Genomic DNA, 12356 nt, shown 5'->3' with positions numbered 1-12356 from the left:
AGGCGTTTTTTTTCTGGCCGGGCCAGGGGTGCGAAATCGATGCTTTTTCGTGAATTTCGGTTACATTTGGTTGACGAAGTGCTGGTATTGCCGGTATAAATCTTGCTGAATGTTGGATTGGGACGAATGGTATTGCGTGGAACTCCCGTTGGGGAGGTTCACGTTCGGGGGGTGAGTGGGTTCTCCCCCCATTAGGTAGTTTTGTGATCCTGACCCGGTTTTAAGGAGTCATTCCCATGAAGGTAGGTCGTATCGGCGGTATCGGATTGTTGGCCTTGCTGGCTTTTATGAGCCCGGATGGGCAGGCGGGCGCGGAGACGCTGCGCGGTGCCGTGGAAGGGGTCTTGCAGCGCCATGACCGTGTGCTGGCCGCCAAGGCCGATGTCACTGCGGGTGAGGAGCGTGTCTCCGAGACCTTCAAATCCGGCTTTCTGCCCACCTTGACCTTGAGCGGTCAATACGGGCATGAGCGTCGCTTGCAGAAGGCACCGGGCACCGATACCGAACTGGAGCCGCGTGAATTCGACGTGCGGCTGAGTCAGTTGTTGTTCGACTTCGGCAAGGCCTATGCGGCGGTGGACGTGGCGCGTTTGAACAAGGATCAGCTGCTCGCCGATCTGGAGACCGCGCAGCAAAATCTGATCCTGGATTCGGCCACGGCCTACTATCAGATGCGCAAGACCAACGAGGTCTTGAAATACTCCAGGCAGTCGGTGGAGAGCATCAAGCGTCAGGGCGAGGTGGAAGATGTGCGCGTGGCCCTGGGACGCGGTTATTCGTCGGACGTGCTGCAAGTCAAGATGCAACTGGCCGGGGCTCGGGCTCGTGAGGTGCAGGCCACGGGTGCCGTGGCGCAGGCCCAGGAGCGCGTGCGCACGGTTTTTTTGCAGGAGCCCGCCGAAGTCCTGAAATATTCGCCTCCGGACGAGAATTTTCTGAAAAATCTCCCCAAGAGCGTGGACGATGCGGTGGCGGTGAGCGTGCAGAAGAACCCGCAGCTCAACAAGCGGCGTCTGACCGCCGACATGCGCGAGGCCCAGAAGCGGGGCGCGTTGCGCAACAACTTCTTCCCCACCTTCCAGGCGATCATCGAGCGCAAGTTCAAGGACAAGATCAGCGGCGTGGATGAGTTCGAGGACGAGACCTACGGTCGCGTGGAGATGAGTTATCCGTTGAATCTGGGTCTGTCCGGGTTGAACTCCGTGGCTGCTGCCGGCCAGGATCTGGAGTCGGCCAAGCGGCAATACGAGGATACCCGGCGTCTGATCGAGGAGCAGGCCCGCGTGGCCTGGCACAACCTCAACACGGCGCGCGCCAATGCCGAACTGCTGCACAACCAGGCCAACATTGCCCAGAAATTCCTGGAATTGGCCCGCGAGGAGCGCAAGCTCGACAAGCGGTCGCTTCTGGAGGTTCTGACTGCCGAGACGGCGTTGATCAACGCCCGTGCGGATGCCACTGCTGCGGAGACCGATGTGATCATCGCCGGTTATACGTTGTTGCAGGCCATGGGTGCTCTGGATACCGCCGCTCTCGACAGTGGCAACGGTCCGCCGAAGCGGATGACGGATGGTCCGGCGGTGCCGCCTCCGGCCTCCGAGCCGGCCAAGTCCGCCAAGCCTGCCGCCGACAAGAAGACGGATGCGCCCAAGTCGGACAAGAAAGCCGATGCCGCCAAGAAGGGCGCCAAGGCAGAGAGCAAGAAGTAACCAAGACAGGCGTAAAAACCGTAACCGTTGCAGGGGTCCGGGGACCGAAGGTCCCCGGCGGAGGTCCGGAGGCAGAGCCTCCGGGACTTTAGGTCTTTGACTTTAGCGCGCTCTGCAAAAAAGCGTTTTTTCGCGTTTTTTGCGAAAAAACGCTGCGCGCCGCCTTGGTTCCTTGTGACGTTTTGCGCCTTTGCAAAACGTCACAAGGAACCATTGCCCGGGACTTTAGGTCTTTGACTTTAGCGCGCTCTGCAAAAAAGCGTTTTTTCGCGTTTTTTGCGAAAAAACGCTGCGCGCCGCCTTGGTTCCTTGTGACGTTTTGCGCCTTTGCAAAACGTCACAAAGAACAATCGCCAGAACGGACCCGTCGCGTCGCAGAACGGACCCGTCGGAGAACAGTCCGCGAAGGCGGTTTGTCAAACCCCCTGTGCGTATCGACCGTTTCCCCGTCGCGGCTCATCCCATCACCTCCCACGCATGAATCAACCAATCTCATGACGGTCCTGCTCAGGCAGTTGTTTTCCCGCCCCCTTTTCGCGGTTGAGTTGTTGGCTGTCTCCCTGTGCATCCACATCCTGGGACTGGCCTCCTCCCTCTACGTCATGCAGGTGCTGAATCGCTATGTGTCGCATGGGCTCGATTCCACCCTGTTCACCCTGACCACCGGGGCGGTTCTGGCGATCGTCCTGGAGTACGGATTTCGACAGGCCCGCCTGAAACTGACCCATGGGGTGACGGTGAAGCCGGATTATCATCTCGGCATCGGCATCTTCGACCGCATCACCACCACCAGCGCGGCCAGCCTTGATCGACTGACCCCCGCCGCGCAACGGGAGATCGTCGCGGCGCCCGGAGTGCTCGGCAGAGCCCATGCGCCGGCCAATCTCGTGGCCCTGATCGACCTTCCCTTTGCCTTGATGTTCGTGGGGGTGTTGTTTTTGATTCAACCCTCGGTGGGTTGGGTGGCGTTCTTTTTTCTGATCTTGACCTTCATTGTTTCGATGTCGGGGCATCCCCTGTTGCGCGGACTGCTCAAGGAGCAGACCCAGACCGCATCCGAGGTGACCGCCCTGAGTGGCGCGACCCTGCGTGCCGTGGACGCGGTGCGCGTTTTCAATGGCGCGGAGTTGTTGAAGAGCCGCTTTCGCACCCGTCAGGCCGAGGGGTCGCGTCTGCAACGGCTGGTGGAGACGCGCCGGGAGTTGATCCAGACCGCGGCCCAGAGCCTTGGGGCTTTGATGAGTGTTTTTGTCATCGCCGAGGGGGCCAGACTGGCCGTGGCCGGACAGATGGACGTGGGATTGCTGGTGTCGGCCAACATTCTGGCCTCTCGGGCCATGGCGCCGATCTTGCGGTTTGCGCAGTTGGGCGCGGTGCTGGGTGAGGCGCGGCGCGCCATGGAGACCTTGGGCGCGTTCACCCGCCTGCCTGTGGAACGCCCCGCCGGCGCGCAGTTGAAAAGCTTCAACGGTCGCCTGGAGTTGAAGGATCTCGCTTTTGCCCATCCGGAATCCGATCCGCTTTTCGAATCCCTCAACCTGGTCCTGACCGCCGGCGCCTCGCTGGTGGTGGCCGGGGCCAACGGCTCCGGAAAGACCACCCTGGCACGCATTCTGGTGGGGTTGTTGGATGCGACCCGTGGCCAGATCCTCATTGATGGGGTGAATCTCGATCAGTTGTCGCTGGCCTGGTGGCGGCGTCAGGTGGTCTATCTGCCTCAGGAACCCACCTTCGTCGAGGGGACGATTCGGGATAATCTTCTGATCATGAACCCCGATTGGAGCGAGGAGGGGATGAACGCCGCCATCGCCGAGGCCGGTTTGGCCAAATTCCTCCACGACAGTCCGAAAGGGTTGAATACCCCGCTGGTCAACGGCGGCGCGCAGCTGGCCATGGGGATCCGCAAGCGTCTGGCCCTGGCCCGCGCCCTCGGGGGAGAGTGTCGTCTGGTGATCTTCGACGAACCGTTGGAAGGGATGGATCTGCCCGGTCGCGAAGCGGTCACCGGGGTGATCGCCCGTCTGGCCAGGCAGGGGCGCGGGGTGATCGTCTTTTCCCACGACGCGGGGTTGATCCGGGGGGCGGATTTCGTGCTGAATCTGGATCGCAAGCCGGTGCCCGAGGTGCGCGTCAAGGCGGTGCAACCGGCGGAGTCGGGATCATGAGCGGCATGCCGGTTGTTCCGATGTCGGGCGACGAGATCGACGACGGGGTGGGGCGCGGTCACCATCTGGTGGTGTCGCTGTTTGTCGGGCTGTTCGTGGGCATGATGATCTGGGGCTCTTACGGCATGCTCGACGTGGTGAGTTACGCCCAGGGCGAGGTGACCCCCTCGACCATGCTCAAGCAGGTGCAGCATCTGGAAGGGGGCGTGATCCGGCGGATTCTGGTCAAGGAGGGGGAGACGGTCCGCAAGGGACAACCCCTGGTCGAGCTGGAGAGCGTGGCCAGCGACTCCGACGTGGGGGAGTTGACCGCCCGCATCGCCTCGCTGGAGGTGGACAACGCCCGTTTGCAGGCCGAGGCCGGCGGGGCCGAAAAGATCATCTTTTCCGCCACCATGAAGAAAAACCATCCGGATCTGGTCGCGCGCGCCGAGGAGTTGTTCGCCAGCAACCGCGCCAAGCGTCACGAGAAGCTCGCCAGTTTGCGCGAGAGCGTGGCCGGCCAGAAACAGGCGATCCAGGAGGTGCAGTCGCGCATTCGCGGCAACAAAAAGCGTCTGAGCCTGGTGGAAGAGCAGGTGAAGATCAGCGGTGAGTTGTTGAAAAAGGATATCACCAACCGCTACTCCCATCTGGACCTGCTCAAGGAGCAACATCAGATCTCCGGGGCCATCGAGACCGATGCCCAGACCCTGTTGCGCACCGAGGCGGCCTACAAGGAGGCCCAGGCCAATCTGGCGGCGGTGGGTCACGAGTTCGAGGAGGCGGCGCGGGAGAAATTGGCCGAGAACCGCCGCCAGATGACCGAACTGTCGGTACGGTTGCAGAAGTTCGAGAACAACCAGTCCCGTACCGTGTTGACCGCGCCGGTCGATGGGGTGGTGAAGAATCTCTATGTGGTGACCGAGGGCGGGGTGATCCCGCCGGGCGGAACGGCACTGGATCTGGTGCCGGGGGAGGATCGCCTGGTGGTCGAGGCGAAACTGCCGATTCAGGATATCGGCTATGTGAGCGTCGGTCAGACGGCCTTCATCACTTTGACCTCGGCGGATGCCTCCCGATTCGGCAAGCTGGCCGGCACCGTGGTGTTGATCAGTCCCGATGCCCAGGCCACCAAGGAGGGGAACCACTATTACAAGGTGCGCGTGGAGACCGACCGGGCCTATTTCGAGAAGGGGCGCATGCGCTATCAGCTCTTTCCAGGCATGATCGTGCGCTGCGCGATCCACACCGGTCAACGTTCGGTGATCGAGTATCTCTTCTATCCGGTCATGAGTTTCATGGATCCGGCCCTGACCGAGCGTTAGACAGCGACGGGCGCGGGATCATTCGGTGATCGTCTGGCGCGGGATCATTCGGTGATCGTCTGGCGCGGGATCATTCGGTGATCGGCAGGATGGTGTCGTGACACCAGTTGGCGTCATCCTTGTCGGGATAGTCGGTGGTGTAGTGGAGGCCGCGACTCTCCTTGCGATGGATGGCGGAACGGATGATCAGCGAGGCCACCACGGCGATGTTGCGCAGTTCCAGCAGATCGCGGGAGATGCGGCAGTTCCAATAGTGTTCGTTGATCTCGCGTTGCACCAGTTCGATGCGGCGTCGGGCGCTGTGCAGACGGCGATTGGAGCGCACGATGCCCACGTAGTTGCCCATGAAACGGCGGATTTCGTCCCAGTTGTGGGAGATCAGCACCGCTTCCTGGCAGGCATGGGAGTCGAAGCTGTCCCAGAGCGGGATGTCCGGATGGGCGAAACGGGGGTGCTCGCGCATGATGTTGAGCATGGCGTTGCCGGCGGCCTCGGCGAAGACCAGGCACTCCAGCAGGCTGTTGGAGGCGAGCCGGTTGGCCCCGTGCAGACCGGTATGGCTTACCTCGCCGATGGCGAAGAGGCCATCGATGTCGGTGTGTCCGTGCAGGTCGGTGACCACGCCGCCACAGGTGTAGTGGGCGGCTGGGACGACCGGGAGTGGCTCGGAGGTCATGTCGATGCCCAACTCCAGACATTTTTTGTGAATGTTCGGGAAGTGATCCTCGATGAAGCTTTTGCCCTTGGCGGTGATGTCCAGGTAGACGCAGGGATCGCCGGAGCGTTTCATTTCGTAGTCGATGGCCCGTGCCACGATGTCACGCGGGGCCAGGTCGGCGCGCGGGTGGTGACGTTGCATGAAGGGTTCGCCGTTTTTCATCACCAGGATGCCGCCTTCGCCGCGCACCGCCTCGGAGATCAGGAACGATTTGGCCTTGGGGTGGTACAGGCAGGTGGGGTGAAACTGGATGAACTCCATGTTGGCGACGCGGCAACCGGCCCGATAGGCCATGGCGATGCCATCCCCGGTGGCGATGTCCGGGTTGGAGGTGTAGCGGTAGACCTTGCCCGCGCCACCCGAGGCCAGGATCGTGAAGCGGGCCTGGAGGGTCGCGACCCGACCGGTCAGGATCTCCAGGGCGTAGCAGCCGAAGCAGCGGTTGGGTTGCCCGGGCGCGAAGATGCCGAGTTTGCGGGCCGTGACCAGATCGATGGCCATGTGGTCGGCGAGGATGCGGATGCGCGGATGTTGTTTGACCCGTTCCAGGAGCAGTTCCATGACCGCCCGTCCGGTGGCGTCGGCGGTATGGATGACCCGGCGGGTGGAGTGCCCCCCTTCCTTGGTGAGATGAAACCCGCCCTGGGTCTCGTCGCGGGTGAAGGGGGCGCCGAGATCAAGGAGGCGACGGATGGAGCGGGGTCCGTTTTCCACCACCTGCCGGACCGTATTTTCGTGGCAGAGTCCGGCGCCGGCGATCAGGGTGTCGGCGATGTGGGAGTTCAGGTCATCGGCGGGGTCGAGCACCGCGGCGATGCCGCCCTGGGCGTAGTAGCTGTTGGATTCCCCCTCCGCAGCCTTGGTGAGCACGAGCACGTCGCCGTGTCCGGCCATGCGCAGGGCCAGATCCAGACCAGCGACGCCAGCGCCGATGATCAGGAAATCGGCGGTAAGCGGACGAGATGAGAGCAAGGTGGACATGGGATCCCTATTTTGGCCTTGTTGTGGCGTCTGTCAAGATCTGATGATGGGAATGGTTTGATATGTCGAGGATGTTCGTCCGATTCCGGATTGCATTCGTGGATGTGTCGTGGTTACCATGATTACCATGGAACTCCCGAAGGGAGCTTCATGGCAAGGGGGGTGAGGGGTTCTCCCCCATTATGCAAGTTACCTGAATATCCTTTTTGATCCGGCCAGGGACGCATGGAATGTGGGGGAGAGAGGTCTCTCCTTCGAGCGTGCGGTTGATTTTTGTGCTGCCCGAGATTCTGGGTGAGAGCCTGTCCAAGGTGTTTTTGTCACGCCAGAAGTCCAAGGGTTTCGCCTGGTCCGCCACGCCAGTCACCGAGACGACGGTGCCGGTGTTGACCCGCCTTTGCGCGTTTCTTTTGCGCGGGTCCGATTCGGATCATTGAGGGAAGCCTTGCGCATGCGTTATCATTCCCGAAGCGTGACCCGTGTCGGCATGACATGATTGTGGCAAAAAATAATGGGGTAGGGTTGAATTTTTGCAACGAACCGGTGTTTAATCTTGTCAAAGCCTCAGATGGAGCCGATGTGGAGTCCGAGCGTTTGAGCGAAGTCGAAGCAGACCAGATCGGGTCGAACCAGACCGAAACGGATGCGATCGGGTCGAACCAGACCGAAACGGATGCGATCGGGTCGAACCAGACCGAAACGGACGCGATCGGGTCGGAACGGATCGGATCGCTCCAGACCGAACCGCCCCAAACCGGGGGCGATGACGCCGATCGATTGTTGGTGTCGCACGCCCAGAAGGGGGATCAGAAGGCCTTCGAGGTGCTGGTGCGACGCTATCAGGGCAGGGTGGCCTCCACCATCGGGCGGATCGTCTCGGATCCGGACAAGGTGCTGGATCTGACCCAGGAGACCTTCATCAAGGCCTATCGCGCCTTGGAGAAGTTCCGGGGCGAATCGGCGTTTTATACCTGGCTCTATCGGATCGCCGTGAATACGGGCAAGAACCACCTCTTGTCCAGGGAACGCGGGTTGTCGATGTCCGACGAGGAGCTGGAAGACTCGGAGCGGATGGCTCCGCAGTTGCGCAACCACGAAACACCGGAACGCCTGATGCTGCGCCAGGAGATGATGACCAACTTGCGTCAGGCCATCGACGCCTTGCCGGAACAGATGCGTCGCGCCATCCAGATGCGCGACGTGGAGGGACACTCCTACGAGGAGATCGCCAAGGCATTGCATTGTCCCATCGGGACGGTGCGTTCACGCATTTACCGCAGTCGTCAGGAGATCATGGATCGGATGCAGGCCTATTTGCAGGATAGAAATCCATACGGTATGGGCACGGGACATCATCATGCGAGGGGGCACGGGCGATGAGTCAGTCGGGCGGTTGTGATCCGGAACTGGTTTCCGCGTTTCTGGACAGCGAGTTGGATCGTATCATCGTCGGCCATGTGGCGCGACATCTCATTCATTGCGACCACTGCTGCCGCACCATGGGGCGGCTGGCGCAGATTCGCGAACTCATGGCTGGCGAGGCCCCCTGGTTCGAAACCGAGGCCTTCACCGAAGCGGTGATGCTGGCCATCCGCAACGAAAAGAGCACCACGCCGCGGGATGTGCGCCGCGATTCGCTCCGGGATCGTCTGTTGCGTTTCGGCATTCCGGTGCTCGTGGTGGGAACGATTCTCGCCGAGGCCCTGCCGGTCGGGGCCGACTCATCGGACACGCTGGAGTCGCCGGAAATCCATGCCTGAACCCAGAAGAATCGAAAAACCGAAAATGATCCGCGAAGAGGGACTTGTCGTGGCCCTGGAAGGGGCCTATGCGGTGGTGAGCGGCCAACGTCAAAAGATGTGCGGCTCGTGCCACAATTCACAATCCTGCACTGTCCTTTCTGGAGAGCTGGGACAGCGATCCATCAAGATCCGTGCCCTCAACGCCTGTCATGCCCAGGTCGGAGAGCGGGTCTCCATCGAAATCTCCGAACGAACCTTTCTCAGGGCCTCGTTTCTGGTCTATATTCTCCCCCTGGTGGTTCTGTTCGCCATGGTGGCATGGGCACGCTACCTGATTCAGACCTTCGGCTGGTCCGTGGATATCGAAGCCTGGTCCGCGGTGGTCGGATTCGTCTCCCTGGCCGCGACCTTCTTCTGGTTGCACCGCCGCTCCCATCGTTCGGATCGGGATGGCGGTCCCGTGGTCGTGGAAGTGCTCTCCACCGATTGGTGTCATGGTCAACCGCCTGGTTTTCTCTCCTGATCCTATCTCACCAAGGGAATCGTCCATGTCGAAGCTGACCGGTCGGCTGCTTGTCGTTTGTGGGCTGTTGTGGATGTGCCTGGGGCTGATCGCCTCCGCCGAGGCCAACAACCTGCCCGATCTGGTCCCCCTGGTGAAGAAACTCCAGCCGGTGGTGGTGAATATCAGCACCTCCCAGAAGGTTCATGCGTCCGCTCCCCGGCAGGGCGGAAAACTCCCCCGTCGCGGTCAGCCGCAAGGGGAGTCGCCCCTGGATGAGCTGTTTCGGCGCTTTTTCGAGGATGGGCCGAACGATCCCCCTTCGATGCAGTCGCGCAGTCTGGGTTCCGGGGTGATCATCGACGACGCGGGCCATATCCTCACCAACCATCATGTGGTGGACGAGGCGGACGAGATTCTGGTGCGTCTGTCCGACGAACGGGAACTGGTCGCCACGGTGGTGGGTCGCGATGCCAAGAGCGATCTGGCCCTGATCCGCATCAAGAGCGATGGGAAATTGCCGGTGGCCACCCTGGGCAACTCCGATCAGGCCGAGGTCGGCTCGTGGGTGGTGGCGATCGGCAATCCGTTCGGATTGGAAGCCTCGGTGACCATGGGGATCATCTCCGCGCGCGGTCGCAGCATCGGCAGCGGTCCCTATGACAATTTCCTGCAAACCGACGCAGCCATCAATCCGGGTAATTCCGGCGGCCCGTTGTTCAATCTGCAAGGCGAGGTGATCGGCATCAACACCGCGATCTTCTCCCGTTCCGGCGGCAACATGGGAATCGGTTTCGCGATTCCGATCAACATGGCCAAATCCATCGTCGCGCAGTTGCGCGAGTCGGGGAAGGTGACCCGTGGTTGGCTCGGGGTACGTATCCAGACCGTGACCAAGGAGTTGGCCGAGGCGTTGGGTCTGGGTGACCAGAGGGGCGCGCTGGTGGCGAGCGTGGAGCCGAAGAGTCCGGCGGAAGCGGCGGGGGTGCGCTCCGGGGATGTGATCGTGCGGTTCGATGGTCATGAGGTAGGGCGGATGAAGGAGTTGCCGGCCATCGTCGCCGAGACGCCGGTGAACAAGAAGGTCACCATGGAGGTGGTGCGCGCGGGCGAATCCCGAAAGATGGAGGTGGTGATCGCCGCGATGCGCGATGACGAACCGGCGGAGGACGAGGATGAGGAGCGCGATGCCGGTTCGGGAAAACAGGAGAAGACGATTCTGGGCGTGGTGCCTCAGGCGCTGACGTCGGAGTGGCGCGAGCGTCTGGAACTGCCTGCCGGGATCGAGGGCGTGGTGGTGGCGAACGTGGAGAGCGGTTCTCCGGCGGATCAAGCCGGCATGCGTCCCGGCGATCTGATCCAGGAACTCAACCGCAAGCCGATCAAGAGCGTGGAGGATCTGCGCGCCGTGCTCGGCAAGGCGAATCCGGGGCAGACGCTGTTGGTGCTGATGCGTCGTGGCAGCGATCCGTTGTTCCTGGCCGTGCCCCTGCCGGCCAAAAAGCCGTGAAGCGCGACATGCCTTTCACCTGACCTGGTGAATCAGGATCTGCTTACCCATTGTCTCCCTCCCGTCATTCGATGAGAGCCGTTCTTTAACATGGACGCAACCCGTTGGACTGGATTGTCAACCGCTCCCCATGGGGCCATCCTGTCACGGATCGCGGAGATGATCCGTGAGGTTCATCTGGACGCAAGGTTGCGTCCAGAGCATCCCCAGGCCTGGATGGAGATGGAAACGCGGTTTTCCTACCTTCCGGTTTCCTGTTCGGGCAGCATGATCGATTATCAAATGGCCTATGGGCGATGTGGCGGGGCCGTCATGATCGATATCTCCCTGATCTTGAATCATGATCGCAATCCTTGTGGACTCTGGCCGCTCTCGTTGACGCTCCTTGAAAACGGTGACATACGTATCAGCAGTCAAGGCGGATGCATCGCTCCCCCCCTGTTTCGGGCTGAACTGGCCGGAAAATCGGTTCATGACATTGTGACGAGATGCCTGAATTTCCTGAAACTGCTTGGGAATTGGACGCGTCATCGTGAACTGGTGTTGATGGAGGGCTTTTCCGGACTCCATGCAATCGGCCATTGGCATGATCAACTGATGCGGTTGGGCGCCGTGGTGACGTTGCGTCACGAACTGTTCGTGGATCTCTCCCTGTCGTTGGCGGAGATCAAGAGCTGCATGCGCAAGAGTTTTCGTTCGTTGATCACCTCGGGCAGCAAGATCTGGCAGATCGAATCGATCACCTCAGCCAATCCGGAGGTATGGGCGGAGTTCAAGCGATTGCATTTCCAGGTTGCGGGACGATCAACCCGTTCCGATGAGACCTGGCAGATTCAATACGATACCGTGGTCAGTCAGCAGGGGTTTCTGATCGGTCTGCGTGACGCGCATCAACGTCTGGTGGGGGGCGGTTACTTTCATGTCACCAGGCAGGAAGGGTGTTATGCGGTTGCGGCTTATGACCGCGCGTTGTTCGACAAACCGCTCGGGCACGTCGTCCAGTTTCTGGCCATTCAGGAGATGCAGCGTCGTGGATTGCGATGGTACAAGATCGGTCGGCGCCACTATCCCGCGGATACGCCGTCGCCCACGGAAAAGGAGCTCTCCATCTCCTGTTTCAAGCAGGGATTCGCGACCCATATCCTGCCGAGTTACGAATTCAGCCTCACCATATCTCCCTCTTGATTCCGCATCTCCTCCTTGATTCCAGGCAGTTCCCCGAGCCGATGATTGTGACGAGGGGGCTTTCCCTCGTTCACTTCAATACATCGGATGGTAGGCCCTCGATGACTTAAAATACCCCGCCCGAAGGGTGGAAGTTGGGCCCGCGGACACACGGGTTTCGACATTAAATTCTGAAGGCGCGTGTCTTGTTTTTATTGACACATGCTGCGGATAATACTTCCATATGCCGACTCGACCTGCATGTGCAGGAAATTCAACTGATCTGGAAAAGAATGGCAGATCTCCCCAAGGATGCCAGGAGGCTTGACATGATGCGGGTCGCCTGCCGCATCGCCATGGGTGGATTTGGAACGCTGAATTATCCGGCGGACAGGGTGGGTTGCGCCCACAGAAGCTATTATGCATAATGATGTTGGTGAGAACAACCGAACCCGCTGCAAGGTCGAGGACGGACCCACCCCATGACATGCCTGAGAATTTCAGTTGTTTCGTTTTTTTTTGGAACGTGCATGCTTAAGAAAAATGGGCGATGACAGC

Annotated in this window: 11 protein-coding genes; 9 read left to right on the top strand and 2 right to left on the bottom strand. The window is 60.6% G+C overall.

Annotation, left to right across the window (positions count from 1 at the left end; all coding sequences use genetic code 11):
- Positions 1–236 precede the first annotated feature (236 nt).
- The 3 genes from ACOY6C_RS09165 to ACOY6C_RS09155 all read left to right on the top strand — a co-directional run bounded on the left by ACOY6C_RS09165 (position 237) and on the right by ACOY6C_RS09155 (position 5181).
- Positions 237–1709: a TolC family protein gene (locus ACOY6C_RS09165; protein ID WP_420905169.1), complete on the top strand. Its 1473-nt coding sequence runs from the start codon at positions 237–239 to the stop codon at positions 1707–1709.
- A gap of 494 nt (positions 1710–2203) precedes the next feature.
- The gene (locus ACOY6C_RS09160) at positions 2204–3874 is read left to right on the top strand and encodes an ATP-binding cassette domain-containing protein (protein ID WP_420905168.1); all 1671 of its coding nucleotides are present in this window, start codon (positions 2204–2206) and stop codon (positions 3872–3874) included.
- The gene (locus ACOY6C_RS09155) at positions 3871–5181 is read left to right on the top strand and encodes an HlyD family type I secretion periplasmic adaptor subunit (RefSeq protein WP_420905167.1); all 1311 of its coding nucleotides are present in this window, start codon (positions 3871–3873) and stop codon (positions 5179–5181) included. Before ACOY6C_RS09160 ends, ACOY6C_RS09155 begins: the two co-directional genes overlap by 4 nt.
- A gap of 70 nt (positions 5182–5251) precedes the next feature.
- Here the strand turns inward: ACOY6C_RS09155 and nadB are convergent, their stop codons facing one another.
- Entirely contained in the window at positions 5252–6880 is a 1629-nt protein-coding gene (nadB, locus tag ACOY6C_RS09150; protein WP_420905166.1) for an L-aspartate oxidase, read from the bottom strand.
- A 260-nt stretch (positions 6881–7140) separates the two neighbouring features.
- On the opposite strand from nadB, the gene ACOY6C_RS09145 reads away from it, so the two are divergent.
- Entirely contained in the window at positions 7141–7317 is a 177-nt protein-coding gene (locus ACOY6C_RS09145; RefSeq protein WP_420905165.1) for a hypothetical protein, read from the top strand.
- A 127-nt stretch (positions 7318–7444) separates the two neighbouring features.
- Here the strand turns inward: ACOY6C_RS09145 and ACOY6C_RS09140 are convergent, their stop codons facing one another.
- Positions 7445–7672 (bottom strand): hypothetical protein, encoded by a 228-nt coding sequence (locus tag ACOY6C_RS09140; protein WP_420905164.1) that lies wholly within the window; start codon positions 7670–7672, stop codon positions 7445–7447.
- Between ACOY6C_RS09140 and ACOY6C_RS09135 the strand changes: the two genes are divergently transcribed.
- The 5 genes from ACOY6C_RS09135 to ACOY6C_RS09115 all read left to right on the top strand — a co-directional run bounded on the left by ACOY6C_RS09135 (position 7664) and on the right by ACOY6C_RS09115 (position 11819).
- The gene (locus ACOY6C_RS09135) at positions 7664–8260 is read left to right on the top strand and encodes a sigma-70 family RNA polymerase sigma factor (RefSeq protein ID WP_420905163.1); all 597 of its coding nucleotides are present in this window, start codon (positions 7664–7666) and stop codon (positions 8258–8260) included. The genes ACOY6C_RS09140 and ACOY6C_RS09135 overlap by 9 nt on opposite strands.
- On the top strand, positions 8257–8640 hold the full coding sequence (locus tag ACOY6C_RS09130) for a hypothetical protein (RefSeq protein ID WP_420905162.1): 384 nt from the start codon (positions 8257–8259) through the stop codon (positions 8638–8640). Before ACOY6C_RS09135 ends, ACOY6C_RS09130 begins: the two co-directional genes overlap by 4 nt.
- Positions 8633–9145, top strand: coding sequence for a SoxR reducing system RseC family protein (locus ACOY6C_RS09125; RefSeq protein ID WP_420905161.1), 513 nt, complete (start codon positions 8633–8635; stop codon positions 9143–9145). Before ACOY6C_RS09130 ends, ACOY6C_RS09125 begins: the two co-directional genes overlap by 8 nt.
- A gap of 25 nt (positions 9146–9170) precedes the next feature.
- A complete protein-coding gene (locus ACOY6C_RS09120; RefSeq protein WP_420905160.1) occupies positions 9171–10634 on the top strand; it encodes a DegQ family serine endoprotease in 1464 nt (487 codons plus the stop codon).
- 90 nt (positions 10635–10724) lie between these two features.
- Positions 10725–11819 carry a FemAB family protein gene (locus ACOY6C_RS09115; RefSeq protein ID WP_420905159.1) on the top strand — a complete coding sequence of 365 codons (1095 nt, stop codon included), beginning with the start codon at positions 10725–10727 and terminating at the stop codon, positions 11817–11819.
- Positions 11820–12356 lie beyond the last annotated feature (537 nt).

The organism is Candidatus Magnetaquiglobus chichijimensis (assembly GCF_045865675.1).
Lineage (GTDB): Bacteria > Pseudomonadota > Magnetococcia > Magnetococcales > Magnetaquicoccaceae > Magnetaquiglobus > Magnetaquiglobus chichijimensis.
The sequence above is the reverse complement of the archived record's forward strand: the minus strand, read 5'-3'. Positions and strand labels throughout refer to the sequence as shown.